The organism is Hymenobacter metallicola (genome assembly GCF_004745645.1).
GTDB classification, from domain to species: domain Bacteria; phylum Bacteroidota; class Bacteroidia; order Cytophagales; family Hymenobacteraceae; genus Hymenobacter; species Hymenobacter metallicola.
In genome coordinates this window covers 411,995-437,903 of sequence record NZ_SRMB01000001.1, presented here as the reverse complement: position 1 = coordinate 437,903, position 25,909 = coordinate 411,995, and the positions used below count along the sequence as shown (strand labels likewise).

The 25,909-nt window shown below is 59.9% G+C and carries 22 protein-coding genes; 13 read left to right on the top strand and 9 right to left on the bottom strand.

What is annotated here, in order from left to right; genetic code table 11:
- Positions 1-152: 152 nt before the first annotated feature.
- The 4 genes from E5K02_RS01830 to E5K02_RS01815 all read left to right on the top strand — a co-directional run bounded on the left by E5K02_RS01830 (position 153) and on the right by E5K02_RS01815 (position 6,327).
- Entirely contained in the window at positions 153-2,657 is a 2,505-nt protein-coding gene (locus E5K02_RS01830) for a TonB-dependent receptor (protein ID WP_135391601.1), read from the top strand.
- Positions 2,658-2,789: 132 nt separating this feature from the next.
- On the top strand, positions 2,790-4,052 hold the full coding sequence (locus E5K02_RS01825; RefSeq protein ID WP_135391600.1) for a PepSY-associated TM helix domain-containing protein: 1,263 nt from the start codon (positions 2,790-2,792) through the stop codon (positions 4,050-4,052).
- A 195-nt stretch (positions 4,053-4,247) separates the two neighbouring features.
- Positions 4,248-5,504, top strand: coding sequence for a pyridoxal phosphate-dependent aminotransferase (locus E5K02_RS01820; RefSeq protein WP_135391599.1), 1,257 nt, complete (start codon positions 4,248-4,250; stop codon positions 5,502-5,504).
- Between the two features lie 172 nt (positions 5,505-5,676).
- On the top strand, positions 5,677-6,327 hold the full coding sequence (locus E5K02_RS01815) for an HAD family hydrolase (protein ID WP_135391598.1): 651 nt from the start codon (positions 5,677-5,679) through the stop codon (positions 6,325-6,327).
- A gap of 693 nt (positions 6,328-7,020) precedes the next feature.
- Here the strand turns inward: E5K02_RS01815 and dnaB are convergent.
- A complete protein-coding gene (gene dnaB / locus E5K02_RS01810) occupies positions 7,021-8,550 on the bottom strand; it encodes a replicative DNA helicase (protein ID WP_240737223.1) in 1,530 nt (509 codons plus the stop codon).
- 288 nt (positions 8,551-8,838) lie between these two features.
- Here dnaB and E5K02_RS01805 point away from each other — a divergent pair, with 288 nt between their 5' ends.
- Together E5K02_RS01805 and E5K02_RS01800 are read left to right on the top strand one after the other, a co-directional pair.
- Positions 8,839-10,224, top strand: a complete 1,386-nt coding sequence (locus tag E5K02_RS01805; RefSeq protein WP_135391596.1) for a UDP-N-acetylmuramate--L-alanine ligase — start codon at positions 8,839-8,841, stop codon at positions 10,222-10,224.
- Between the two features lie 155 nt (positions 10,225-10,379).
- A complete protein-coding gene (locus E5K02_RS01800) occupies positions 10,380-11,078 on the top strand; it encodes an alpha/beta fold hydrolase (RefSeq protein ID WP_135391595.1) in 699 nt (232 codons plus the stop codon).
- 468 nt (positions 11,079-11,546) lie between these two features.
- Here E5K02_RS01800 and E5K02_RS01795 read toward each other — a convergent pair whose 3' ends face one another.
- Positions 11,547-12,119 carry a hypothetical protein gene (locus E5K02_RS01795; protein ID WP_135391594.1) on the bottom strand — a complete coding sequence of 191 codons (573 nt, stop codon included), beginning with the start codon at positions 12,117-12,119 and terminating at the stop codon, positions 11,547-11,549.
- Between the two features lie 23 nt (positions 12,120-12,142).
- Complete coding sequence (locus tag E5K02_RS01790; RefSeq protein ID WP_135394741.1) at positions 12,143-12,937, bottom strand: M48 family metallopeptidase; 795 nt, start codon at positions 12,935-12,937, stop codon at positions 12,143-12,145.
- A gap of 219 nt (positions 12,938-13,156) precedes the next feature.
- On the opposite strand from E5K02_RS01790, the gene E5K02_RS01785 reads away from it, so the two are divergent.
- The 7 genes from E5K02_RS01785 to E5K02_RS01755 all read left to right on the top strand — a co-directional run bounded on the left by E5K02_RS01785 (position 13,157) and on the right by E5K02_RS01755 (position 20,683).
- Positions 13,157-13,771 (top strand): fumarylacetoacetate hydrolase family protein, encoded by a 615-nt coding sequence (locus E5K02_RS01785; protein ID WP_135391593.1) that lies wholly within the window; start codon positions 13,157-13,159, stop codon positions 13,769-13,771.
- A gap of 48 nt (positions 13,772-13,819) precedes the next feature.
- Positions 13,820-15,775: a M23 family metallopeptidase gene (locus E5K02_RS01780; RefSeq protein ID WP_167856248.1), complete on the top strand. Its 1,956-nt coding sequence runs from the start codon at positions 13,820-13,822 to the stop codon at positions 15,773-15,775.
- A 164-nt stretch (positions 15,776-15,939) separates the two neighbouring features.
- On the top strand, positions 15,940-16,515 hold the full coding sequence (locus E5K02_RS01775; protein ID WP_135391591.1) for a lipocalin family protein: 576 nt from the start codon (positions 15,940-15,942) through the stop codon (positions 16,513-16,515).
- Positions 16,516-16,535: 20 nt separating this feature from the next.
- Positions 16,536-16,982, top strand: coding sequence for a thioredoxin-dependent thiol peroxidase (gene bcp / locus E5K02_RS01770; RefSeq protein ID WP_135391590.1), 447 nt, complete (start codon positions 16,536-16,538; stop codon positions 16,980-16,982).
- A 356-nt stretch (positions 16,983-17,338) separates the two neighbouring features.
- The gene (locus tag E5K02_RS01765; protein WP_135391589.1) at positions 17,339-18,220 is read left to right on the top strand and encodes a transketolase; all 882 of its coding nucleotides are present in this window, start codon (positions 17,339-17,341) and stop codon (positions 18,218-18,220) included.
- 69 nt (positions 18,221-18,289) lie between these two features.
- On the top strand, positions 18,290-19,693 hold the full coding sequence (locus tag E5K02_RS01760) for a vWA domain-containing protein (RefSeq protein WP_135391588.1): 1,404 nt from the start codon (positions 18,290-18,292) through the stop codon (positions 19,691-19,693).
- A gap of 30 nt (positions 19,694-19,723) precedes the next feature.
- Entirely contained in the window at positions 19,724-20,683 is a 960-nt protein-coding gene (locus E5K02_RS01755) for a transketolase family protein (protein ID WP_135391587.1), read from the top strand.
- Between the two features lie 86 nt (positions 20,684-20,769).
- Here E5K02_RS01755 and E5K02_RS01750 read toward each other — a convergent pair whose 3' ends face one another.
- From E5K02_RS01750 to E5K02_RS01725, 6 genes are all read right to left on the bottom strand, one after another.
- Complete coding sequence (locus E5K02_RS01750; protein ID WP_135391586.1) at positions 20,770-21,249, bottom strand: hypothetical protein; 480 nt, start codon at positions 21,247-21,249, stop codon at positions 20,770-20,772.
- Positions 21,250-21,384: 135 nt separating this feature from the next.
- Entirely contained in the window at positions 21,385-21,963 is a 579-nt protein-coding gene (locus E5K02_RS01745) for a hypothetical protein (protein WP_135391585.1), read from the bottom strand.
- A 256-nt stretch (positions 21,964-22,219) separates the two neighbouring features.
- Positions 22,220-23,809, bottom strand: coding sequence for an ABC-F family ATP-binding cassette domain-containing protein (locus E5K02_RS01740; protein ID WP_135391584.1), 1,590 nt, complete (start codon positions 23,807-23,809; stop codon positions 22,220-22,222).
- Positions 23,810-23,968: 159 nt separating this feature from the next.
- Positions 23,969-24,367 (bottom strand): OsmC family protein, encoded by a 399-nt coding sequence (locus E5K02_RS01735; RefSeq protein ID WP_135391583.1) that lies wholly within the window; start codon positions 24,365-24,367, stop codon positions 23,969-23,971.
- Between the two features lie 129 nt (positions 24,368-24,496).
- Positions 24,497-25,093: a hypothetical protein gene (locus E5K02_RS01730; protein WP_135391582.1), complete on the bottom strand. Its 597-nt coding sequence runs from the start codon at positions 25,091-25,093 to the stop codon at positions 24,497-24,499.
- Between the two features lie 113 nt (positions 25,094-25,206).
- Positions 25,207-25,785 (bottom strand): hypothetical protein, encoded by a 579-nt coding sequence (locus E5K02_RS01725; RefSeq protein WP_135391581.1) that lies wholly within the window; start codon positions 25,783-25,785, stop codon positions 25,207-25,209.
- Positions 25,786-25,909: the final 124 nt, after the last annotated feature.

The window sequence follows — 25,909 nt, the reverse complement described above, 5'->3', positions numbered from 1 at the left end:
GGCCCTGCCTTACGCTGAACACGTTGTAAGGCATTTCGCCTTCGTTACCTCGGCCCCGATTTCTGGAATCATTCTAAAAAGCTGATATTTTATTTGGATCCTTTCTAAACAAGCCCCAACTTTGCCTTAAGTTTAATCATTCTAAATAACCAATGCGCCGTTTTCTACTGCTACCGCTACTACTTCTCACTCTATTTCTGCCCACGACCAGCTGGGCCCAGGCAGTGGGTGGCTTGATTGTCGGTAAGATGATTGGCGCGGACGGCGGCCCGCTGGAGAATATTTCCGTGAGCCTGAAAAAGGCCGGTACCGGGGTCAATACGGCCGCTGATGGTAGCTTCAAGCTTAAAGCCGAGGCGGGAGTGCAGCTACTGCACATCAGCGGCCTGGGCTACGTAACCCAGGAAACTTCGGTGGAAGTGCTGGCCGGTAAAACCACGACCATCCCCACCCTTACCCTGCAAGTCAACAAACACGAGCTGGCGGAGGTGAAAATCACCGAGCAGCGCGGCCTCAACCAGCGCCCGGCCAGCATCAGCAAGATGCCCATTGCCCCGCTGGATCTGCCCCAGGCTGCCGTCACCGTCGACCGGCAGGTCCTCGAGCAGCAGCAGGTGCTGCGCCTGAGCGACGCGCTGGCCAACGTGAGCGGCCTGTATGTGACGAGCACCACCGGTGGTACCCAGGAAGAACTGGGCAGCCGGGGCTTCGCCTACGGCTCGAACAACACCTTTAAGAATGGGGTGCGCTTCAACAACGGCGTAATGCCCGAGGCCAGCTCCCTGGAGCGCATGGAAGTACTGAAAGGCAGCGCCGCCATTCTCTACGGCAACGTGGCCGCCGGCGGCGTCCTGAACCTGGTCACCAAGAAGCCCCAGTTTGAGCGCGGCGGCTCAGTAGGTCTGCGCGTGGGCTCCTTCGGCTTCTGGAAGCCCATGGTCGACGTGTACGGCGCGGTGGGCAACAGCGACAAAGTAGCCTTCCGCCTGAACGGTACGTTTGAAAAAGCCAACAGCTTCCGCGACAAGGTCGAGTCGGACCGCGTGTATGTGAATCCCTCCCTGCTGTTTGAGTTGACGCCCAACACGACCCTGGTTGTGGAAGGCGACTACCTGCGCGACAACCGCACGCCCGACTACGGCATCGGGGCCATCGACTACCAGATTCAGGACTCGCGCACCCGCTTCCTGAACGTGGACGGCGCCAAAAACGCTACCAGCCAAACCAGCACCACCGCCACGCTTAGCAGCCGCCTGAACGATACTTGGCAGATTCGCGGGGTGGCTGGCTTTCAGCGCTACGCCAACGAGCAGATGAGTGCCACGCGCCCCGTAGCCAGCGCCGCTACGGCGACCTACGGCGACCTGTCCCGCGGTTTGCAGCGCTCCGAAACCCAGGAAAACTACTTCCTGGCCCAGCTCGACCTGACCGGTAAATTTCGCACCGGGTTTTTGGAGCATACCCTGCTAGTGGGGGCCGATGCCGACCAGTACCAGACAACCGCCATTGCCTACACTACTCCGCAAACGGCGGCCGACGCCAGCAAAGCCATTGCGACCTTCGACATCATCAACATTCTGGACCCCAACAAAGTCATTGCCCAACCCAAAGAGCGGCTAACGGGCTTTCAGGATCTGGTGCGCAACACCTACACCAAAGGCAACACCCGCCGGGCCGGCTTTTATGTGCAGGACTTGCTGAGCGTGACGGAGAAAATCAAGGTGTTGGCCGGCCTGCGCTGGAGCTACCAGGAAACGCCCTCCGACGTGTACTACTACAACACGGTAGCCAACCGCAATACCCGCCCCGTGCCGCTGGCCGGCACCCTGGCCGACAACCGCCGCTTCGACAATGCCTTCTCCCCCCGCCTGGGCGTGGTGTTCCAGCCGGTCAAAACCACGGCCCTGTTTGCCTCTTACTCCAACTCGTTTACCCCCAACTCGGGTTTCGACCTGCAGAACAAGAGCCTGGCGCCTTCCATCATCGACCAATACGAAATCGGTATCAAGAATGACCTGTTCAAAGGCGCCTTGTCGGCCAACGTAACGGCCTACCGCATCGTGAACAGCAACCAGTCGCAGAGCGTGCTGCCCAATGACCCCCGCTTCGCCTCTTCCCTCACCAACAGCCCCCAGGAGCTGGCCGGCGAAGTAACCAGCAAAGGCGTGGAAGTGGATGTGCAGAGCAAGCCCATGAATGGCTGGTCGGTAATCACGGGCTACAGCTACAACAACACGGCCTACACCAACAGCAACATCTACGAAAACGGCAGCCGCCTGCGCTACAACCCCGCCCACACGGCCAACCTGAGTTTGTTCTACAACTTCGGCAGCGCCTTTGGCAGCACAAGCTTCCTGCGGGGCCTGAGTGCCGGCGTCACGACGTACTACGTGGGCGACAAGCTGGCCGGCCGCAACCCCCGCCTGGTGGACCCCGCTACCGGTGAAGCCTGGAAAACGGCGGATGCCAACAAGATGATCAGCATTCCCAACTACACGCAGTTCGACGCCTCGCTGGGCTACAGCTACGAGCGGTTCTCGCTGCGGGTGAAGCTGGCCAACCTCCTCAACGAGCTGAGCTATAACATGCACGACGACAACAGCGTGAACCCCATTGCGCCGCGCAATTTCTCGGCTACGGCCAGCTACCGTCTGTAAAAGTGAACTAAATAGGAAGTGAATCGGTGAAGTAAGCCCGGGAGGTTCCAGCTGCAACTGGTGGCCTTCCGGGTTTACTGCCGATACACCCTCCACCCCGATCTTTGTCTTTCCGACTCGACCGACCATTGTATGAAAATCCTGTTTCGCAACATTCACCTGTACCTAAGCTTAGCTTCGGGCCTTATCATTGCCATTGTCTGCTTCACCGGCGGCGTGCTGGTATTTGAGAAAGAGCTGGACCAGGCTTGGCACCCCGAGCGGTTCTTCGTAACCCCGCCGGCGGGCCAGCCGCGCCTCCCGCTAACCCGGCTGATTGAAAACGTAAAGGCCACTGACCCGAAAGCCAAAATCGGGGGAGTGAAAGTGTACGCCGACCCTACCCGTACCGTGGAAATCAGTCTGGCCGGTGGCCCGGGCGGCCCGGGTGGCAAGCCCGAAGGCGGCCGGGAAGGCAAGGCGGAAGGGGGCCAAGCCCGGGCTGAGCAACCCAGTGCCGAGCACGGCCCCAAAGGCGAAAAAGGCAAGGGAGAGAAGGGCAAAGGCGGTGGCGAAGGCGGCCGGGGCCCGGTGCTCTACGTGAACCCCTACACCGGCGCGCTGCTCGACAAAGTGAATTACCGCGACACGTTCTTTTTCACCATGATGGCCCTGCACCGTGGTATGGTGGGCGGGGCAGCCGGCAAGCTCATCGTGGGGGTCAGCACGCTCATGTTCCTCTTCATCATTGCTACCGGCATCGTGCTGTGGTGGCCGGCCACGCGCAACATCGTGCGGCAGCGCCTGACCATTAAGTGGGACGCCAGCTTCAAGCGCCTCAACCACGATTTGCACATCGTGCTGGGTTTCTACAGCGCCCTGTTCTTGTTCGTGTTTGCCTTCACGGGCCTGGCCTGGTCGTTTGAGTGGTTCAACAACGGCATCTTCGCCGTGACCAACTCCGACCCCAAAGGCCCCGAAGCCCCCAAATCGACCCTGGACCTGACCGGCGGCCAGCTCAGCTTCGACCAAGCCTACACCGTGGCCCGGCAGCAGGTGCCCGGCGCGTTGTCGTACGCTATTTCCCTACCCAAGGACTCGACCGAAGCCGTACGGGTGAATACAACCTCCGCCAACGCCGCCTACGAAGGCGCCACCGACGAGCTGTACCTGGATCAGTACACCGGCCAGCCCCTGGGCAAGCTCAACTTCGAAGACCGTAACCTGGGCCAGCGCGTGCGGCGCACCTTCAAGCCGGTGCATACCGGCGCCATCTTCGGCACCCCCTCGAAAATCGTAGCCGTAGTGGTGTGCCTGCTGGGCGTGACCTTCCCCGTAACGGGCGTTATTATGTGGCTCAACCGCCTGCGCAAAGGCAAGAAAAAGCAGCGCAAGCAAGCTGCCATAGCCGCCTAAGTCTTTTAGGGTGAATAATTTCGTGACCAGGCCCGGGCAACGCTGTTTGTCCGGGCCTGCCTGCTTTTCGGCCCTGGTCTGCTGGCTGGGTCGGGCCTGCAGAAGTGCTCATTTTCTCCGGTAGAAATCATAACGGCAACAATTAATTCCGCTGCACAACATGCGACAGTCCTATATTTGGCAAAAAACGACGTAATGATGGTTTCTAAAATGGCCGGCAGCCTGATAGGCTCCGAGATTATCAAGATTGGTAACGAGGTCAATGACATGATTCGCAAGGGCGAGGAAATCTGCAACCTCACCATCGGCGACTTCGACCCCTCGATTTACCCCATCCCCGACGGCCTGCAGACCGAAATTTCGGCCGCCTACGCCGCCGGCCAGACCAACTACCCGCCCGCCAACGGCATGGCCGACCTGCGCACGGCCGTGGCCGAATTCACCACCGAGCGCCTGGGCCTGACCTACTCCGTCAACGATATCCTGGTAGCTGGCGGCTCCCGGCCCCTGATCTACGCCACCTACCTGGCCCTGATTGACCCCGGCGACAAAGTAGTGTTTCCGGTGCCGAGCTGGAACAACAACCACTACTGCCACCTTTCCGGCGCCGAGCCCATCATGGTTGAAACCACGGTGGAAAACAACTTTATGCCCACGGCGGCCGAAGTAGCGTCCCACCTGAAGGGTGCCACCCTGTTGGCGCTCTGCTCCCCACTCAACCCCACGGGCACCGTGTTTTCCCGGGAAGACCTGGAGGCTATCTGCGACCTGGTGATTGCCGAAAACAAAACCCGGGCCGAGGGCGAAAAGCCGTTGTACATCATGTACGACCAGATTTACTGGATGCTGACCTTCGGCGAAACCAAGCACTACGACCCGGTAAACCTGCGCCCCGAGCTGCGCGACTACGTCATCTACATCGACGGTATTTCCAAGTGCTTTGCCGCTACCGGCGTGCGTGTGGGCTACGCCTTCGGCCCGAGCAACGTCATCGACAAGATGAAGTCCATTCTGGGCCATGTGGGCGCCTGGGCCCCCAAGGCCGAGCAGGTAGCCACCGCTAAGTACCTAAAGAAGGGCCCCGCCGTGGATGAGTTCCTGACGGGCTTCAAAGTGAAAGTGCAACGCAGCCTCGACGCGCTCTACAACGGTCTGCAGGATCTGAAAAAGCAGGGCTACCCCGTCGATGCCGTCGTGCCCCAGGGTGCCATCTACCTCACCGCCCAGATTAACGCCATCGGCAAAACCACGCCCGAGGGCAAGCTGCTGGCGACCAACAAGGACATTACTTTCTACCTCATTGCCCGGGCCCGCCTGGCGGTGGTGCCTTTCGGCGCCTTCGGCACCGACGAAACCTCGACCTGGTTCCGCATGTCGGTGGGCGGCGCTTCCCTGGAAAGCATGGAAGCGGCCCTGCCCCGCCTCAAAGAGGCCCTCGACGTGCTCCAATAATCCTCGCCGTAGGGGCGCGTTGTACGCGCCCGGTCGTTGAACGATACTCGTTCGGCTCAACAACGTCCGCAACGATTGAGACGCGAATACGCGTCTCTACACCCATATTTCCTGAATACGAGCTGGGGCAGGCCGCAAGGTTTGCCCCAGCTTTTTGTGTACTCCCTCCCCTATGAAAGCCTTTCTGTTTGACTTGAACGGGACGATGATCCACGACATGGATTATCATACCAACGCCTGGCACCACATCTTCAACCACGAGTTGGGCGGCAATTTCACCCGCGAGGAAGTGAAGCCCCAGATGTACGGCAAAAACCAGGAAGTCCTGGTGCGCATGTTCGGCCCCGACCGGTTCACCGCAGCCGAAATGGCCGAGCTGGCCCTGCGCAAAGAGCAGCGCTACCAGGAGGAATTTCGTCCCCACCTGGCTTTGCTGCCCGGCCTGCCCGAGTTTCTCGAGCGGGCCCACCAGCGCGGCATTCGCATGGCCATCGGCTCGGCCGCCATTCCCTTCAACATCGACTTCGTGCTCGACACCCTCGGCATCCGGCACTACTTCCAGGCCATCGTCAGCGCCGACGACGTGACCCTGAGCAAGCCCCACCCCGAAACCTTCCTCAAAGCCGCCGCCCAGCTCGGCGTGAATCCGACGGACTGCCTCGTCTTCGAAGACGTGCCCAAAGGCGCCGAAGCCGCCCTGAATGCCGGCATGAAAGCCGTAATCCTCACCACCACGCACCAGCAAGCGGAGTTCACCCACCTGCCCAACATCCTGCACTTCGCTCCTGACTTCCGGGACGAAGCAATAAAAAACCTCGTCTAGCACAAGGTAAGTAAGAGGAGGGATTTGTTACCGAAGTATGCTGGACTTCTCGGCCTAGTTGTATTGATCTTAGGGGTCTTTTTCATTCGAAATAGAATTCTGAATAAAGAAGAACAGGTCCGTACCAGTGGTATATATAAAAGAGCTTGTATTAAGGATGCGTATTTTATCAAAAATGGGTGGACTTTTACCTCCGATATAAGCTTAATGACGGCATTTATGAAGTTAAAGGCTATAGTTCTAACAAGCATTCGATAGGAGACTCTCTTCTTATCAAATTGCTACCTGATGAGCCGACTGGCATGGTACTGATTATTGAAAAAGATTCCTTGCCTTGATTAATCATGCCAAATACTGCCACCCTTCGGCACAGCTTCGGGAGTCATCGTCGGGCTTTCGAGAATCACCGTTGGTTAAGGAGTAAGTGCTCCTTGCCACTTTATCCTACCAGCCCCTCTGGCGGAAGTCTATAGGCCGCAGTCCTGACTTCTCGCCAGCTTACGCGGTCAGTTTTCAGACTGAAAACCAGGCGCAGACCTCGCAAGTTTGAAAACTTGCCGCATGCAAAGGCGAAAGTTCCGCGTCCTACAGCCGCTAAAACATCCACCAGGGGCCAGTTGTGTTTACAGCTTCCTACCAACAAAAAGCCTCCCGCAGCAGTGCGGGAGGCTTTTTTCATGACTATATCCAGGCTTAAAACGGCGGGTCGTCGTTGCCGAAGTTACTTTTCGGGAAGGGCACCGGCCCGGGGCCGCCCTCGTTGATCTTGCTGCCCAGGCGGATGGTGTTGGGCGCAAAGCCGGGCTCGTCGTCGAAGGTGCTGGCCGGGAAGGCGCCGGTGTTGTATTCGGCGTCCATACCGAAGCCCCCGCCGTCGAGGTCGGCAAACTTGGTGAACTTGCCGATAAACTTGAGCTGCACCGTTTCCAGGGAGCCGTTCCGGTGCTTGGCAATAATAACTTCGCCCGTGCCCTGGGTCGGGTTGCCCATTTCGTCCTCCGTAATCTTGTAGTATTCGGGGCGGTAGAGAAACACCACCATGTCGGCGTCCTGCTCGATAGAGCCCGATTCCCGCAGGTCACTGAGCTGGGGCTTCTTGTCGCCGCCCCGGGTTTCCACCGAGCGCGACAGCTGGGACAGGGCCAGCACCGGCACGTTGAGTTCTTTGGCAATACCCTTCAGGGCCCGCGAAATCGAGGCAATTTCCTGTTCACGGTTGCCAGCCCCTTTGCCCCCATCCGAGTTGCCCGTCATCAACTGCAGGTAGTCGATGATAATCATCTGAATGTCGTGGTGGGCCTTGAGGCGGCGGCACTTGGTGCGCAGCTCCCGAATGCTAAGGCCCGGCGTGTCGTCGATGTAAATCGGGGCCGACGACAAGCCGGCAATCTTGTGGTTGAGCTGGGCCCACTCGTAGTCGGCCAGGTTGCCCTTCTTAATCTTCTCGGAGTCCAGCTCCGCCTCGGCCGAAATCAGACGATTCACGAGCTGAATCGAGGACATTTCCAGCGAGAAAATCGCCACCGCCTTCTTGTGGTCCACCGCCGCGTTGCGCATGGCCGACACGACGAAGGCGGTTTTACCCATACCTGGGCGAGCCGCAATAATTACAAGGTCAGATGGTTGCCAGCCCGAGGTGACGCGGTCCAGGGCCGAGAAACCCGAGGGTACGCCGGTGAGGCCGTCCTTCTGGTTTTTCTTTTCCTCCAGTTCCTTGATGGCCTTGCCCATCAGGCTGCGCATGTCGTCGAAGTTCTTGCGGATGTTGGATTCCGACACTTCGAACAACGCCTGCTCGGTGCTGTCGAGCAGGTTAAACACGTCGGTGGTATCCTCAAACGCGTCGCGGTGAATGGTGCTGGCAATGTTGATCAGCTCCCGCTTAATGGCGTTTTCGGTGATAATACGGGCGTGGTACTCGATGTTGGCCGCCGAGTTCACCTTAAAGGTGAGGTTAGCCACGAAGTGGGCTCCGCCGCCGGCCTCCAACTCCCCCATTTCCCGCAGCTCGTGGGTTACGGTCAGGATGTCAATCGGCTCGGACTTGTCGAACAGATTGAGGATGGCCTTGAAGATGCGCCGGTGCTTCTCATCGTAGAAGCTCTCGGGCTTAAGGATGTCGATAACGGTGGTCAGAGCGTCCTTTTCCAGCATTAGGGCCCCTAAAACAGCAGCTTCCAGCTCCCGCGCCTGGGGCGGGAGCTTACCCGAGGGCGTGCCCATGGACAGCTGCGGGGGGCGGCTGTTCCAGGCGGCTTTGGCCCGCGAGGCAGATTGTTTTAGGCGGTCATCCATCCGGTCGTTCATCGGTACTCAGCAAATCTAACGCAAAAGGGGCACAAAGCTAACGGCTGAAACGCACATTATCTGATGGGCTCCATCCTTTCTTTTCGGTATATTCCCGGCCTGCTGCGGTGGCGCTTGCCCATCAGGCCCCGGTACAACGGCCCCGGTTTATTACCTTTGCCGCCCGGCTCTTAAAGCCCATCCGCCCCGATTTAGTTTTCTTAAATGGCTCCAACGCCCACTTCTCTCCAGCGTCTGCACCTGATTGCCACCGGTGGCAGCATCATGCACAACCTGGCGCTGGCCCTGCATCGTCGTGGTGCTCAGGTCACTGGCTCCGACGACGAAATCTTTGAACCCGCCAAAAGCCGCCTGGCCGCCGCCGGTCTGCTGCCAGCCCAGGAAGGCTGGTTTCCGGAGAAAGTAACGCCCGAGCTCGACGCCGTGATTGTGGGCATGCACGCCCGGGCCGACAATCCTGAGCTGCTGCGGGCCCAGGAGTTGGGCTTGCGCATTTACTCCTTCCCCGAGTTTATCTACGAGGCCTCTAAGGACAAGCAGCGGGTCGTCATTGGCGGCTCCCACGGCAAAACCAGCATTACCTCGCTGATCCTGCACGTGCTACGCTACCACAACCGCAAGTTCGACTACGCCGTGGGCGCCCAGCTCGAAGGCTTCGATTTGATGGTGCAGCTCTCCGAGGACGCGCCCATTATCATCATCGAAGGCGACGAGTATTTGTCGTCGCCCATCGACCGACGGCCCAAGTTTCACCTGTATCAGCACCACATCGGGGTTATTTCGGGCATTAGCTGGGACCATATCAACGTGTTTCCCACCGAGGAAGACTACCGGGAGCAGTTCCGCATCTTCGCCGAGATGACGCCCAAGGCCGGCGTGCTGATTTATGACCGCGACGACGAGCAGGTGCAGCTCGTAACCGTACCCAGCAGCACCGACGTGAAATACATCGGCTACGGCCCGCATGAGAACAAAGTGCGCAACGGCAAGACCGTGCTGGTGACCAAGAAAGACGAGGAAGTGCCGATTCAGGTGTTTGGTGAGCACAACCTGCGCAACATCTCGGCCGCCAAGGAAGTCTGCAAGCAACTGGGTATCAAGGGCAAGGATTTCTACGAGGCCCTGGCTACGTTTAAAGGTGCCGCCCGCCGCCTGGAGCTGGTGCGCGAAGGCAGCTCGTCGGTGGTTTACAAGGACTTTGCCCACGCCCCGTCCAAGCTCAAAGCCACGGCCACGGCCTTTAAAAAGCAATTCCCCAAGCGCCGCCTGGTGGCCTGCCTGGAGCTGCACACCTTCAGCTCCCTGAACCCGGCCTTCCTGCCCCAGTACGCCCACACCTTCGACGCGCCCGACGTGGCCGTGGTCTACTTCAACCCCCACGTGCTGGAACATAAGCGCCTGCCGGCCCTGCCCGCCGCGGCCGTGCAGCAGGCTTTCCAGCGCCCCGATTTGCGGGTATTCACCGACAGCAAAGCCCTGGCCGAGTTTCTGCACCAGCAACCCTGGCCGGACGCCAACCTGCTGATGATGAGCTCCGGCACCTTCGACGGCCTGGATTTGGCCCAGCTGGCGGCGGAAATCACGAAATAACTTGTTCTTGCGACAATAGAACGTCATGTCGGGCCCTGGCCAGACGTCTCGCCTGCAGTGGTAATCTGATTACTTTGGCGGAAGAGATGCTTCGGCTGCGCTCAGCATGACGTTCTGTTTATTCTTTCCTTATCCTTTTTCTCCCGCTCTCTCCCATGAAAGAAAACCTCCTGCTCCTGCACGGCGCGCTGGGCTCGGAAAAGCAGCTGCGCGGCCTGGCCCGCGACTTGTCGCAGTTCTACCAGGTCCACACCTTTTCTTTTAGTGGCCACGGCGGGCGGGAAATTGAAATAGAGGCGTTTAGCGTGTCAGCCTTTGCCCGCGAGGTTATCGGCTACATTCAGGAGCACAACCTGGGCTCCGTCCACATCTTCGGTTTTAGTATGGGCGGCTACGTAGCCTTGCTGGCCGCCTCGGAAGCGCCGGGCCTCATCAAGACCGTAACGACGCTGGGTACCAAGTTCGACTGGTCGGCGGAAACTCTGGCGGCCGAAACCCGGATGCTGGACGCCGCTACTATTCAGGAGAAAGTGCCCCAGTTTGCCGAGCAACTGGCCCAAACCCATGCCCCCACCGACTGGACGGCCGTAGTGGGCGCCACGCGCCAGCTACTGACTGGCCTGAGCGTGCAGCCCCCACTTACCCCGGCTCGACTCACCAAAATTAGTATCCCGGTGCAGATTCTGGTGGGTGAGCTAGACAAAACGGGCGGTGTGGACGCCTCTTCCCTCTACGCCTCGTACTTACCCCAGGCTACCTTCGAAATTTTGATGAACACGCCCCACCCCCTGGAGCGCGTAAACCCCGACGAGCTAGTGAAGCGCATCAGCCGCTTTATTCAGGGCGCAGCCTAAGCCGGCACCAGCCGGTGCGGAGCAAGCAGTAGCAGCCGTATAGCCCGATGCCCCAAAGCGCTCCATTCAGCACGCACAGCCAGAACCATGCGGCGGAGCTGCTGCCCGCATTCGGGTTAATAGGATTGTCAAGAAACAGCGAAACCAGCAGGACGTGCCCGGGAATTTTCGGGGCTCCCCAGGTCACCAGAAACGGCGTGGTAAACAAGAGCAGTGTATTCATAACAGCTCCGTAGACTCCACTGAGTACTAACCATGTATAGCGCATAACTTTCTTCGCAACTTTAATTGGTATAGGACCAAATTGCACAAAAAAGACCCGCTAAGCACTTAGCGGGTCTTTTTCTGGTGTGTCCTTCGGTTTGGGCGGCTCCGGTTCCGGCCGTGGCTGAGGCCTGGGCCGGCGGCGGTCCGTGGTTACGAGCAAGGCCAGAGCCGTCAGGCCCAGGCGCAGTAGCCAGTTGCGGTTCATTGCCGACGAAAGAGGTTGTTGCTATTTTCCACGACCATGTCGCAGCGGCTGCCCCCGCTGTTGTCGCCGCAGGTAGTGCCCGTAATCTGGTTTTTTTCGAAGGAAAAGTAGCAGAACGAGCAGCCCACGCTGGTAATCACGTACCGCTCGGCGTTGGAGCTCAGGTACAGGCTCTGGTCGGTGGAGGTGATGAGCGGAATAGCCATGGAGCGGAACATGCCGTCGCGCAGGCCCATACCCACCAGGTAATAAACCGGCTTGTCCTTGGCGCTTTCCTGCACCTTGCGGATCATGGTTTTATCCACGACGGTACCGTCGTTGAACTCTCGGATAAAGGCCGTGGCCAGCTGGGCCCGGGGCATGATGTACTCAACTTTGCCTTCGTTGATGCGGGCCAGCTGGGTACTGGTCGCTTCCCGCTTGCGCCGGGCGGCGGCATCCTCGGGGTCGTTGGTCGGGGAGCTCATTTCCGGAAAGCCCCGCTTGGTTGTTTCGCAGGAGGAGAGCGTGCCCAGAGCCGGCAAGGCCAGCAGCAGGGCACAGAAAATGGAGCGGGGTGATACGTTCATCAGGGAAGGGCGGTGCCCAGCTGTTAGCGGGCTTTGTAATACTTACGGGCTTCGGGCAATTCGCGCTGAATGTCCGCAATCCGGGTACCATTGGAGGGGTGAGTCGAGAGAAATTCGGGTGGGGAGGCTTGGTTTTCGCGGGCATCCATGCGCTGCCAGAACGTAATGGCGCCGTCGGGGTTGTAGCCAGCCATGGCCATAAAGATCAGCCCCAGGTGGTCGGCCTCCGATTCCTGGTTGCGCCCGTACTTGAGCAGGCCTACCGACGAGCCTACCCCGAAGGCCTGCAAGGCCAGTTGCTGGGTAGCGGCGGGGCGCGCCGACAAGGCCGCCGACAGGGCCTGCCCGCCGTAATCCTGCAGCAGGCCCTGGCTCATGCGCTCCGAACCGTGCTTGGCTACGGCATGGGCAATTTCGTGGGCCATCACCACGGCCAGGCCGTTTTCGTCCTGAGTGATGGGCAGAATGCCGGTATACACGGCCACTTTGCCGCCGGGCATGCACCAGGCGTTTTCCTGCTTGTCCTCAATGACATTGAACTCCCAGGCGTAGCCAGCCAGCTGGTCCTGCTGGTTCTGGCTGCGGAAGTACGTTTCGACGGCCTGTTGAATGCGCTGACCCACGCGGCGCACCATGGCTACCGAGTTGGCGTCGGAAGAAAGGCGGCTGGTGCGCAGCACTTCCTGGTACTGCTGCACGGCCAGAGCGTTGATTTCCGCGTCGGATACCAGGCTAAGCTGGCGGCGACCCGTAATGGGAACGGTAGAGCAGGCCGCCGCTACGAACAGGCAGCTGGCCAGCATGAGCTTCTTTATCATGGTAGCATCACGTTGAGAGGGAAAGTTGACGCGGCGAAGCATAACAGCAAGCGCCACCGTCGTCCGCTGTGCTGCTATACGACTGGGGCCGGGTAAAATGTTTAGGGCCGCCCAGCCCAACGCGGCCATTCGGGGTTACGTAGGCGGCATTTTGATTTTCCGGGCCGCGAATAAGCGCTATTTTTGGCCACGCACCTTTTTTCCTTCCGACTTCCCTCCATGAAAATACTCTGCATAGGCCGTAACTACGCCGAACATATTGCCGAACTCAACAACGAAACGCCCGACGAGCCCGTCATTTTCACCAAGCCCGAAACGGCCCTGCTGCAGCGCGGCATGCCTTTCTTCTACCCCGATTTCTCGACCGACATCCACCACGAAATCGAGCTGGTGCTGCGCGTGAGCAAAAACGGCAAGAACATCGACCCCAAGTTTGCCCACACCTACTTCGACGGCATTGGCCTGGGCATCGACTTCACCGCCCGCGACCTGCAAAGCAAAGCCAAAAGCAAGGGCCTGCCCTGGGATTTGGCCAAGGGCTTCGACGGCTCGGCCCCCCTGTCGCCTACGTTTAAGCCCGTTACCGATTTCCCCGACCTGGCCAACATCAACTTCCGCCTGGAAGTAAACGGGGAGGTAAAGCAGCAGGGCAACTCGGGCATGATGCTGCACAACTTCGCGGCCCAGATTGCCTACATTTCGCGCTTTATTACCCTGAAAATGGGCGACCTGATCTTCACCGGCACGCCCAGCGGCGTAGGCCCCGTCAAGATTGGCGACCAGCTGACGGGCTACCTGGAGGAGGAGAAGTTGTTGGAACTGTCGGTTAAATAGAGTCGAGTGCTGAATACGTTTTTTCGGCGGAGTAAAACCTCCGTTCTGTTGCTTACGCTGCTCACTACCATGAGCTTGCGCCCAGCTCCCATGGCCGGCCAGGAGCCCGACTCGCTGCCCAAGCCCCCGGGCAAGCCGGGCGACACCTCGCCCCGGCCGACCGTGGCCCCAGGCTACTACCTGTTTCCCATCAAGCCCGGTCAGCCCAACTTTCTGGCCGCCAGCATGGGAGAATTGCGCCCCAACCACTTCCACGGCGGCCTCGACATCAAAACCGATGGCCGCACCGACTTGCCGGTCTACGCCTCGGCCGACGGCTACGTGTCGCGCTTGAAGCAGTCGGCCTTCGGCTACGGCAACGTGCTCTACATCACTCACCCCAACGGCACTACTACCGTGTACGGCCACCTGAACCGGTTTATGGGCCCGGTGGCGGCGGCCCTGCGCGAAAAACAGTACGAAAAGCAGACCTACGAGCTGGAGCTGTTCTTTCCTAAAGACCAGTATCCGGTGAAGCGCGGTGAAATAGTGGCGTTGTCGGGCAATACCGGCGGCTCGGCCGGGCCCCACCTGCACTGGGAAGTGCGCGACGCCCAGGACAACCAGCTCAACCCCCTGCAGTGGGGCGGGTTCACCGAAATTCAGGACCACGTGGCGCCCACCCTGCAGGCGTTTGCCGTCGAGCCCCTCACGATTGAGGCCCGGGTGCAGGGCCGCTTCGACAAGGCCGTGTTTGTGCCCAAAGTGGCCCCGGCCGCCGGCGTCGCCACTGCCTGGCCCGATACCATCCCGGCCTACGGTACCGTAGGCGTGCTGCTGCAGGCCTTCGATAGGTACGACAACGCCTGGAACAAAAACGGCTTGCAGAAAGTCGAGGTCAAGGTGAACGGGCAGCCGCTCTATTCCCACGTAGTCGACAAGGTGCCTTTCCCGACCGGCACGCGCACCGTAAACCAGCACGTGGATTACGAATGGATGATGACCCAGGGCCGCACCCTGCAAAAGCTGTTCGTGGACGACGGCAATGAGCTATCCATATACACCACCGGCCCCACCAAGGGCAAACTGCGGGTAGACGACGGCCAGCTCTACGCCGTGGAAGTGCTGATGAGCGACTCCTACGGCAACACGACGCCCCTGCGCTTCGTGCTGCGCGGACAGAAGCCGGAGTACACCAAAACCCGCAGCGCGGCCGTGAAAAAGCCGGCCTTGCGCTGGGAAATCACCCGCAACATTCTCAAGGTCATTGCCGCCGACCCCGACACGGCCCGGCAGAGCGCCAACGCGGTGCTGCTGCGCGGCAACCGCCGCCTCGAGCTCAAGCCCAGCTACACCGCCCAGAGCCAGAACGTGTACCTCTACGACCTGCGCGCCGGCCTGCCCGACTCCATCCGTTTCGGCAACGTGACCAAGCGCTTCGACCGGCAGGCCCTGATTCCGGCCGGCACCGAGCAGGGCTTTACCGACAACTTTCTCAGCCTGAGCTTCGCGCCCCAGACCTTGTTCGACACGCTCTACCTGCAAACCGGCTACAAGGATGGGGCCTGGACCGTGCACAGCCCCCGGCAGTCGTTGTATTTGCCCCTGCGCATCACGCTTAAGCCCCAGACCGAAGTGGCAGATAAAGAGCACTCGGCAGTGTACCTGGTGAATGCCCGCGGGGGCCGCAGCTACGTGGGGGGTAAGTGGGACGGCAACCAGGTCACGTTTCCGGCCAAGGTGTTCGGGCAGTTCCGCATCTTCTCCGACACCATCCCGCCCTCGGCCCGCCTGGTGCGCAAAGGCCCGGGTGGCCTCACCTTCCAGGTCGGCGACAACCTCTCGGGCCTGAACAGCTACACGCTGCAGGTGGGCGGCCGGTTCCGGCTGCTGCGCTACGAGTACAAGAATTCCACGCTCTTCACCGAGCCCAACGATACGGTGGGCCCGCCCCTGCGGGGCCCGGCCACGCTGCGCCTTACCGACCAGGCCGGCAATGAAAAGGTGATAAGCTTTAATTTGTAGGAAAAGGCGGGCCGCGTGGTCCGCCTTTTTTGCTGGACATCTTTGCGGCAATTCTACCCGTAGAGCTGTAGCGCGAACTTGGTAGTTTGCGTGCCTGAACGACAACGGTTGAGGCTTCTCGTTCTGCCCCGCGAACTACCAAGTTCGCCCTATTCTCCCTTACTATGCCCTACCTACCCAAACGTCGTCAGCCTGTCATCCTCGGAGCCGCCGTGGCTACCCTTGCCACTGGCGTGGCCGCCTACGCCTACTTTCGGCGCAAGCTCTACCCCGACCTGCCCGTGTCGGCCCACGTGGATGTGCGCCGCTACATGGGCCTATGGTACGAAATAGCCCGTCTGCCCGCCCGCTTCGAGAAAGGCTGCGAGCATGTCACGGCCGAGTACAAGCTGCTGCCCAGCGGCAAAGTCAGCGTGCTCAATACCTGCCACAAGGAAGACCTCAATGGCCCGGTTGAAACGGCGAAAGGCACGGCCCGCATCGTCGACAGCCAGACCAACGCCAAGCTGCGGGTGAGCTTTTTCTGGCCCTTCGAGGGCGACTACTGGATTCTGGACCACGACCCGGAATACCGTTACGCGCTGGTGGGAGAGCCCAGCCGGCAGAACCTGTGGCTGCTGTGCCGTACGCCCCACCTGGAGCGCGCCATCCGCGACCGGCTCGTGGGCCGGGCCCATGCGCTGGGTTTTCCGACGGAAAACCTGATTTTTACGCCCCAGCCCGTCGCTGGCAAACCGTAACCGCCCTTATTCCTCGCCTCATGGCCCTCACTCCCGGCACTCCCGCCCCCGATTTTGAAGCCCTCGACCAGGATGGCAACCTCATTCGCCTCCAGGATTTGCGCGGCAAAAAAGTAGCCCTCTACTTCTACCCCAAAGACGACACGCCCGGCTGCACGGCCCAGGCCTGCAACCTGCGTGACCACCAGGAAGAACTCACCGCCAAGAACATCCAGGTTATTGGTGTGAGCGTCGACAGCGCCAAGTCGCACCAGAAGTTCGTCCTGAAGTACGAGCTGCCCTTCCCGCTGCTAGTCGACACCGACAAGAAAATCGTGGAAGCCTACGGCGTGTGGCAGGAGAAATCCATGTACGGCCGCAAGTACATGGGCACCATGCGCCACACGTTTTTAATTAACGAGGAAGGCATCATCGAAAAAGTAATCGAGAAAGTCGACACTAAAAACCACGCCGCCCAGCTGGTCTAGGGTGAATCTGCCCAGGTGCTAATGGATTGGAATAGGCTGCTATTCCCGTGTCCTTGCCAGGCGCAGCCGTGGCCATGCGTCCGCTGCGCAGTACAGAATGCCCTTTACCCGAAGAGCCCTTTATTCCAGCCGGAGTAAAGGGCTTTTCCCCTTAGAAGGCTGAGCACTTTTCAGCGGACGGATGGCTTCGCGTTGCTCGCCAGGACACACAGCCACGTTCAGCACATTACCCATATTACTAATTCCCACCTTACCCTCACCTATCGTCATCGGTTCCGATAAGAAGCCTTGCATTTCGGCTTCGGTGCCTTCGCCAAGACCATTACCTTTGTCTCATAAACCCTCTTCCTTATTCCATGTCCCAGGAAAATACCCTTACCTCCCCCACCCAGCAGAAAAGCGTGGCGGAGCTCAAGCAGATTGCGGCCCAGGTGCGCCGCGACATCGTGCGCATGGTGCACGCCGTCAACTCGGGTCACCCCGGCGGCTCGCTCGGCTGCGCCGATTTGCTGGTGGCTCTCTACTTCCGTATCATGAAGCACGACCCGAGCTTCAGCATGAAAGGGGAAGGTGAAGACCTGTTTTTCCTGTCGAACGGCCACATTTCGCCGGTGTTCTACTCGGTGCTGGCCCGCTCGGGCTACTTCCCCGTGAGTGAGCTGGCTACCTTCCGCAAGCTCAACTCGCGCCTGCAGGGCCACCCCGCCACGCATGAGCACCTGCCCGGCATTCGCATTGCCTCGGGCTCGTTGGGCCAGGGCCTGAGCGTGGCCATTGGCGCGGCGCAGGCTAAGAAACTCAACGGCGACAACCGTCTCGTGTACGTGCTCATGGGCGACGGCGAACTGGAAGAAGGCCAGGTGTGGGAAGCGGCGATGTATGCCCCCCACCACAAAGTCGACAACCTGATTGCCATCGTGGACCGCAACGGGCAGCAGATTGACGGCTCGACCGAAGAAATCATGGACCTGGGCAACCTGCGCGCCAAGTTTGAAGCGTTCGGCTGGCGCGTGCTCGAAACCGACGGCAACGACCTGGAGAAGCTGATTCCGACCCTGGAAGAAGCCGGTAAGCTCAGCGGGCAGGGCCAGCCCAGCATCATCCTGATGGACACTCAGATGGGCTTCGGGGTAGACTATATGATGGGTACTCACAAGTGGCACGGCACCGCTCCGAACGACGAGCAGCTCGAAAAAGCCCTGCAGCAGCTGCTGGTCGAGGAAGCCGGCGACTACTAAGCCGGGGGTACTACTGCAACTGTCAGGAGCTGCTGCTAGCACGGCAGTGTAGAGGGTAAAACGAATCGTATGCGCCACCTGGGCACTTTGCGCTGGATTGTAGTACTAAGCGGCCTGCTGCTTAGCACTACTTTCTTGCGCGCCCAGAACGTGCCACCGGAGAAGCCCCGGGTCACGCGTATTCTGTTCGTGCTGGATGCCTCGGGCTCGATGCTGGCGCCGCTGGAAGGCACCCCGCGCTGGTCGGTAGCCAAAGACCTGCTGGCCAAGATGGTGGATTCGCTCAATGCCTACCCCAACCTGGAGCTGGCCCTGCGTGCCTACGGCCACCAGCACGACGACAAGGAAAACAACTGCGAGGATTCGCGGCTGGAAGTGCCTTTTGCACCTAAAAATGCTAAGGCCATTAAAGACCGGCTCAAGACCCTCGAAGCGCGGGGCAATACGCCCATTACCTACTCGCTACAGCAGTCGGCCAACGACTTTCCCGCCGATAAAACCGCCCGCAACGTGCTCATCCTGATTACCGACGGGCTCGAATCCTGCAAAGGCGACCCGTGCGCTACGTCGGTGGCCTTGCAGCGGCGGCGGGTCTTTCTCAAACCCTTTGTTATTGGCTTGGGCAACGAGAAAGATTTTGGCAAGCAGCTCGACTGCCTGGGCCAGTACTACAACGCGGCCGATGTGAAAACCTTCCGCCGGGTGCTCGACAACGTCATTACCCAGACGCTGACCAAAACCACGGTGAGCGTGAACCTGACTGACGAGGCCGGCAAGCCAGTGGAAAGCAACGTGAACCTGACCTTCGTCAACAACGTCACGGAAACGCCGGAGTACAACTACGTGCACTACCGCGACGCGCAGGGCAAGCCCGACGTGCTCGACATTGACGCCCTGCAGAGCTACGACCTGGTTATCAACACGGTGCCCCCGGTGCGGCAAGCTAACCTGCCCATTCGCCCCGGCAAGGCCAACGTGCTGACTTATAAAACGCCCCAGGGAGTCTTGTCCTTACAGTCGCCAAATATCTCGCCGAATCCCTACGGCAAGGTGCAGGCGGTGGTACGGGCCCAGGGCAACCCGAGCACGGTAGTGAGCCTGAACTTTGGCACGAAGCAAAAGCTGCTGGCCGGCAACTACGAAGTGGAGCTGCTCACCCTGCCCCGCCTCGTGCGCCGCATCACCGTTAAGCAGGGCCAGGAAACGGCCGTCACCTACGAGGCACCCGGCACGCTCAACATCGTGACGGACCTGAAAGGCTACGGCAGCATCTACCGCCTCAACAACGACGAGTCGCAGACCTGGGTGTATAACTTGCCCGAGGGCAGCAGCAAAGTCAATTTGCCCATGCAGCCGGGCGCCTACCGCCTGGTGTTTCGCACCGCCTCGGCCACCGGCAGCAAGTTCACCGACGTGCGCAACTTCACGATTCGCAGCGGGCAGACTAGCTCGGTGAGCATGTTTAACAAATAAGATAGAACTCAAAAACTTCCCATACCAAGCATGAAAGATTTCCCCTACACCGAATCAAAAGACACCCGTTCCGGCTTTGGCGTGGGTTTGCACGAGCTGGGTAAAAGCAACCCCAACGTGGTAGCCCTCACGGCCGACCTGACCGGCTCGCTCAAGATGGACGCCTTCAAGAAGGACTTCCCCGAGCGGTTTTTCCAGGTGGGCATTGCCGAGGCCAACATGATGGGCATTGCGGCCGGCCTCACCATCGGCGGCAAGATTCCCTTCACCGGCACGTTTGCCAACTTCAGCACCGGCCGCGTCTACGACCAGATCCGCCAGAGCATTGCCTACTCGGACAAGAACGTGAAGATCTGCGCTTCGCACGCCGGCGTAACCCTGGGCGAAGACGGCGCCACCCACCAGATTCTGGAAGACCTGGGCATGATGAAGATGCTGCCCCACATGACGGTCATTAACCCCTGCGACTTCAACCAGACCAAGGCCGCGACCATCGCCATTGCCGAGCACGAAGGCCCGGTGTACCTGCGCTTCGGCCGCCCGGTAGTACCCAACTTCACCCCCGCCGACCAGAAGTTTGAAATCGGTAAGGCCGTACTGCTGAACGAAGGCGCCGACGTGAGCATCTTCGCCACCGGCCACCTGGTGTGGAAGGCCATCCTGGCCGGCCATATCCTGGCCGAGAAGGGCATCGACGCCGAAATCATCAACATCCACACCATCAAGCCCCTCGATGCCCAGGCCATCCTGGAGTCGGTGCGCAAGACGCGCTGCGCCGTCTCGGCCGAGGAACACCAGATGAACGGCGGCCTCGGCGACAGCATCGCCCAGCTGCTGAGCCGCGAGGAGCCCCTGCCCCTGGAGATGGTAGCCGTCAACGACTCCTTCGGCGAGTCGGGCACCCCCGACCAGCTCATGGAGAAATACGGCCTGATGGAAAACGACATCGTAGCTGCCGTGGAGCGCGTACTGGCCCGTAAGGCTAAGTAGGCTCTCAGATTGCTATTAAATAAAAACGGCCTCGGTTGCGCAGTGCAGCCGGGGCCGTTTTGTTTGCGGGAGATACAATGGCAAAACTATGGGCCATTCCCGACTCCTAGCATCCCCACTATTCTTTTCCGGTCTTCACCAGCCGACCAACTCCCGAATGGATACAAGGCCTGATTAACTATAATAAAACAGTTTTCGCCTTTGTAGCCTGTTATTATCTCTTGCAATTCAGTATTGCTTTTACCCGCCAACGTACGAGCGGCGGCAGTGCTCATCGTTACCAAAAGGTATTTTCTTTGAGCTTGAGTTATAATTTTCTCATCCTGGAGAATGCGCCAACCCAGTTCCTGATTTTTTTGCACTTCCTTCGTCACAATAGCCAGCAAGACAAGTCTGTTATCAACCGTGCGGCGGTTATTGGGGTTTAGTGAAATACATTTTTGGGCACTTTCAACACTTGTGTACGTTTTTTCACAGCACGTGCAGGGCTTATTTTGCCCAACGCTTATAACACCACAGTTGTGCAGACAAATGGTAAATATTAAAAAGTAGATGAGGCGCTTCATATTCGCTGGTATGTTGTCCAGGAATGCTGCATTAATTGATTAATGCTAGTTAAAAGCCTTGGTGTTTCCGGTATCTAACGCGTGGTGCCATCCCGACTCGAAAAGCAGTTTCCGTATCAATGGACCGAGGCCTTCTTAGCCGTTGGACTTGCTGACCGGTAGCAACAGCGCCAGCTTCGAAATGCCAAACAGCAGGGCGCGGCGGATATATGCATGCAGCACCAGGCCGATTAGCCCTAGCACGGTACCGACTATCGTAGGCAGCACCGCCCCAAAAGTGGAAGTCATTCCCAGCACAAAGCCGAGCAGGCACTCCGGCCGGTATATCGGAACGAAGAAGGCGAAGGCAAATAAGCCCAGCATCATGTTGCCCGCCATATCCGACTGGCCGGCCGTAAACAAAACTGATATCAATACCCCAAACGACAAAGCACCCACAAACCCAATCAGCGCGCGCCACAGCGGCTGGGGTGCTTGAGCATCTGCTTCGTTGCCAAAGGCTTGCTTCCGGACGCGGGACAACAGAAACCAGGTAAGCCCCGGCAGCAGCAGGGCGCCCCACCAGTTGGAAACGGCGGGCATATCCGGCCGGGCCAGGAAATGGTGACTCGGCACCCCGCCGTGGGTGTGGCTCCAGGCCAGCAGCACCCCGATACTTACCGTCACGAGTAGCGTGCCGTAGAGGCGGAGTCCGGAAAAGCTCTTTTCATTCATAGGTTCTGCCGTTGGGTTCGTGCCTGGGGACGAGGTGCGGTAGCAGGTTATTGCCCGCCGGCTAGCCGGCATCACTCATTCAGGAGCAATATAGGAGAACATCGATACTGTGAGCTATATACTTGGTTTGTGGCCGCATTAAGCACGAGTCAGTAAGCTAAAAAACGATGTCGTAGCGTCTATTCTGCTTTACTTGGCACGATGGGCTAGCAATGCAGCCTGATGCCTTTGCTTACCCAACCGCCCACCGGCGGCGCTACAGTAGCTCGAGGGTGCGCTGCACCTTGATTTGTTCGAGAAATACCTGGTCGTGGCTCACGACAAGCAACGTGCCCCGGTAGTCGGTGAGGGCGGCTGTGAGGATTTCAATGTTCTGAATATCGAGGTTGTTGGTGGGCTCATCGAGGATAATCAGGTCGGGTGCCTGGCTGCTGATGGTCAGGCAGCAAAGCATGAGGCGCATCTTCTCGCCGCCGCTGAGGCCGCGGCAAGACTTGCTCCAGTCGTCCTTCGGGAAGAGGAAGCGGCTGAGCCGGATTTTTATTTCGTGCTCCGGTAGCGCCGTGCCGTTGAAGCGCTGGGCCTGCTCGTACACCGTCAGTTCGGTAGCGAGCAGGGAGTACTCCTGGTCGACGTACACCACCTTGCCCAGGGCCCGGTGTATCGTTCCGCTGGCCGGGGCGGCGGCCCCGAGCAAGAGCTTAATCAGGGTGGTTTTGCCCGCGCCGTTCGGGCCTTTCAGGGCCAGCCTTTCCCCGCTGGTAATCTGAAAGCTCAGGTCCTGGGCCCAGAGCGGCGTTTCGGCGTAGCGAAAGTTGATGCCCGTGGCCGTCACCAGAATTTTGCCCTGGTGCAGGCCGGAAGAGTCGAACCCGAACTTCATCTTGTCGGTGGCGGGCAGCTCCTGACGCAGCTCGTGCAGCTCCTGGGAAATGGCCCCGATTTTCTCGGCGTGGACGCCCTGGAGCCGGGAAGTACTTTTCTCGGCGTTGTTGCGAAGCGTGTTGAGCATGATGGTGGGCACCCCAGCTTTTTCCTGCTTTTTCCGGCCCCGGGCGTCGAGCTTCTGCTGCCGCTCGGCGGTTTCGCGCTCTACTTCCCGGGCCTTGCGCAGGGCCTTTTCCTTGCCGCGCACGTCCTCCTGCAAAGCATTGCTGGCCAGCTGTTTTTGCTCCTGGTAAAAGGCGTAGTTGCCCCCGTACACCGTTATGCCGCGCCGGCTGAGTTCGTACACCGAATCGAGCAGGTGCAGCAGCGTCCGGTCGTGACTCACGACTAGCAGGGTGCTGGTCGTGGCTTGGATAAACTCGTAGAGCCGGCGGCGGGCGGGGGCATCGAGGTGGTTGCTGGGCTCATCGAGCAGGATGATATCGGGTTGATGCAGGGTCATGCCGGCCAGAAACAGCTTGGTTTTCTGGCCCCCGCTCAGCGCTTCCACCGGCTGGGTCAGGTCGAGGCCAGCCAGGCCCCACTGCGCCAGGGCGTCGGCGCTCCGCTCCTCCAGGGTCCAGTCGTCGTCGAGCAACGCCAGGTTGGCCTCGGTGGCGTGCCCGGCCAGAATATCGTGCAGCGCCTGCAGCTGCTCGGCAATGCCCAGGGCCTGGGCCACGGTCAGGTGGTTGAACTGCCCGACGAGCTGGGGCACATAGTACGGTGGAGAATCCAGCTTCACGACCCCGCTGGCGGGCGGCAGTCCGCCGGCCATTATCCGCAGCAGCGTCGACTTGCCGACCCCGTTGTTCCCAATCAAGGCTACTTTCTGCTGCTTTGTAACGCTCAGGTGGATGCCCGAAAACAGGACATCCTTATTGGGGTGAGCGTACCCCACATTCTGTAAAACCACCATGGCAATTTCTTTAAACGAATGAATAGCAGCTGCTAGGCCCCGAGCGGGGGCGGCAGGTCTGGTCGTCGAAAGAAATTAGCTATTACATAAGGCGGGTAGTCGTACGTGGCGGGGCAAAGCTACAAAAAATGACTTACCGCACGGCCCGGCAGCGGCTGTTCAGGGCCTTAGCGTAATCGGCACGCCGTTTCTTAGCGTCTTGTGCACTTCGGCAACCTGGTCGGTGTGCCGGATCAGGGCCTCGATGTCGGCCGCCGGGGCGTCGGCCGTGACGGTGGCCCGGTACGTGAAGTTGCGGCCGGCTTCTCCTTCCCCGTCAAAGTCGCCGGAGCACTCCACCTCCACTGCCGTTACCGTCAGGCTCCGCTTCGCTGCTTCCCGGTACAGGTCGTTGCAAAAGCAGGTAGCCAGGGCCAGCAGCAGCAATTCGCCCCCGTTTACCGCTGAGCCCGGCCCGCTGGTTTTGGGCGGCACGGCCAGCACCTGCACGACGGAGCCCGTCTGCACGCTGGTTTCGTGGCCGCTTGGGTGGCTGCTGACGCGGGCTGAAATTCTCATACAACGCCGACTGATTACGTTAGACTGCCCAGGTTCCGGGCCGACTGGGGTCCGGGGCCCATTAAGCTTTATGCAAGAGTCTAAATATAGCAAACTACCCAGAAAGCCCGGTACAACTTTACGGGCGGCTTAGTGCATACACCCCACGTACACATTCGCCTTCACCTTGAAGACGCCCTTGTCGGCTTTTCCCAGCACGGCCAGGGCGCTGTCGGCGGAGGCTTCTTTTTCGTAAATCCCCGTTACCAGGGCCATGGTTGGGGCGCCGGCCCGGTCCTGGTACTCGTTGAGGTATTCCAGGCTCAGCGAATGGGAAGGAAAGCGCCGGGGATAGTACTCGCCGGCGTACATGTCGTCCGCGTCGTTTTCGGGCACCACGATGCGGTTTTTCTGGGCGTTGAAGTACCGCCCCAGCGTATCGATAGGCAGCGTAAACTGCCGGCTCAGCCCCAGCATTTGGCTGCGCAGCGCGGGGTACGAGCGGCCGGTGTCGGCCACGACTACAAAATACGTGGCATAGTCTGCCGCGGCACTATCGGGGGCGGCTACGCCGGCCTCCTCAGCGCCGGGGGCTTGGGTCGGGGCGGCGGCTTGGGAGGCGACACCCGTGCCTTTCACGGGTACGGCGGAGGGCTCGGCCCCCGGGGCTGAGGCCGGGGCTGACTGACAGGCCAGAAACAGAACCGGGGCCAGCCGCAGCGGGCCGGCGAAGTAACGTGAGAGCATAGAAACGGAGCGGCCGCCCGGACCAGGTGATTTCCGGGCAAACCGGGGCAAACATAGGCAATACTGGATTCCTAGGCGGCAGCTCCCAAACTAAGGCGTTGCCAGCCTCTGCATTACAACGGCCCGATGGCCAAAGACAGCTCCACGGCCACGGTGTTGCCGGCCAGCCGGGCAATGCGGTCCACGGAGACAAAGCTGGGCAGCGTCTCGGAGCCGTACGCAATTTCCTGGCCGAGCACCAGGGCCTGGGCCTTATTGCCCTTGTGCCGGTCGAGGTAGGTGCGCAGGGCCCGGAGCCCGCCGGCAATATCGACCGGGGAGTCCAGGCCCGGGGCCGTTTCGGTCAGCAGTTGGGCCGCATTCCGAAACCAGGCGTCCAGGGCCGTCGGGCTTTGCCGAAACCGGGCCGTTTCGAAGTGGAAGCGCAGCACGTAGTACTCGCAGCCCTCGTGGTGAATTGTCAGCCGGTCGCCCAAGGGCAGGGCCACGGTTTCAAGCCCGGTGCGCTTGTCGGGCAGCCGCCGGAAGCTGGTTTTGGGAAAAACCTTCTTCCGGACGACCGGCTCGGCGACGCCCCGAGGACAGCTTTCGTCCTGCTCCGGCGGGGCGGGTACGAAAAGGGGCCGACTGGTGCTTGGCAAGCCTGACGGGCAGCTGAACAGCAGGCTGAACATAAAGGGGGTACGCAGCATGAGAATTACGTAGCATAAGCGGCCCGCAGCCGCCGGCCCCAGGCTCAATGAGGGCCCGGCAAGGTACAGAAGTTGCTGAGTCGACAACTTATGAGCTGGGTATGGGTGCCGACCACCGGCGGAG

Bases quoted from the DNA above. Each gene is read 5' to 3' on its own strand.
- E5K02_RS01830 (WP_135391601.1), top strand. From the start codon at position 153: ATGCGCCGTTTTCTACTGCTACCGCTACTACTTCTCACTCTATTTCTG.
- E5K02_RS01825 (WP_135391600.1), top strand. From the start codon at position 2,790: ATGAAAATCCTGTTTCGCAACATTCACCTGTACCTAAGCTTAGCTTCG.
- E5K02_RS01820 (WP_135391599.1), top strand. From the start codon at position 4,248: ATGATGGTTTCTAAAATGGCCGGCAGCCTGATAGGCTCCGAGATTATC.
- E5K02_RS01815 (WP_135391598.1), top strand. From the start codon at position 5,677: ATGAAAGCCTTTCTGTTTGACTTGAACGGGACGATGATCCACGACATG.
- dnaB (WP_240737223.1), bottom strand. From the start codon at position 8,550: ATGGGCACGCCCTCGGGTAAGCTCCCGCCCCAGGCGCGGGAGCTGGAA.
- E5K02_RS01805 (WP_135391596.1), top strand. From the start codon at position 8,839: ATGGCTCCAACGCCCACTTCTCTCCAGCGTCTGCACCTGATTGCCACC.
- E5K02_RS01800 (WP_135391595.1), top strand. From the start codon at position 10,380: ATGAAAGAAAACCTCCTGCTCCTGCACGGCGCGCTGGGCTCGGAAAAG.
- E5K02_RS01795 (WP_135391594.1), bottom strand. From the start codon at position 12,119: ATGAACGTATCACCCCGCTCCATTTTCTGTGCCCTGCTGCTGGCCTTG.
- E5K02_RS01790 (WP_135394741.1), bottom strand. From the start codon at position 12,937: ATGATAAAGAAGCTCATGCTGGCCAGCTGCCTGTTCGTAGCGGCGGCC.
- E5K02_RS01785 (WP_135391593.1), top strand. From the start codon at position 13,157: ATGAAAATACTCTGCATAGGCCGTAACTACGCCGAACATATTGCCGAA.
- E5K02_RS01775 (WP_135391591.1), top strand. From the start codon at position 15,940: ATGCCCTACCTACCCAAACGTCGTCAGCCTGTCATCCTCGGAGCCGCC.
- bcp (WP_135391590.1), top strand. From the start codon at position 16,536: ATGGCCCTCACTCCCGGCACTCCCGCCCCCGATTTTGAAGCCCTCGAC.
- E5K02_RS01765 (WP_135391589.1), top strand. From the start codon at position 17,339: ATGTCCCAGGAAAATACCCTTACCTCCCCCACCCAGCAGAAAAGCGTG.
- E5K02_RS01760 (WP_135391588.1), top strand. From the start codon at position 18,290: ATGCGCCACCTGGGCACTTTGCGCTGGATTGTAGTACTAAGCGGCCTG.
- E5K02_RS01755 (WP_135391587.1), top strand. From the start codon at position 19,724: ATGAAAGATTTCCCCTACACCGAATCAAAAGACACCCGTTCCGGCTTT.
- E5K02_RS01750 (WP_135391586.1), bottom strand. From the start codon at position 21,249: ATGAAGCGCCTCATCTACTTTTTAATATTTACCATTTGTCTGCACAAC.
- E5K02_RS01745 (WP_135391585.1), bottom strand. From the start codon at position 21,963: ATGAATGAAAAGAGCTTTTCCGGACTCCGCCTCTACGGCACGCTACTC.
- E5K02_RS01740 (WP_135391584.1), bottom strand. From the start codon at position 23,809: ATGGTGGTTTTACAGAATGTGGGGTACGCTCACCCCAATAAGGATGTC.
- E5K02_RS01735 (WP_135391583.1), bottom strand. From the start codon at position 24,367: ATGAGAATTTCAGCCCGCGTCAGCAGCCACCCAAGCGGCCACGAAACC.
- E5K02_RS01730 (WP_135391582.1), bottom strand. From the start codon at position 25,093: ATGCTCTCACGTTACTTCGCCGGCCCGCTGCGGCTGGCCCCGGTTCTG.
- E5K02_RS01725 (WP_135391581.1), bottom strand. From the start codon at position 25,785: ATGCTGCGTACCCCCTTTATGTTCAGCCTGCTGTTCAGCTGCCCGTCA.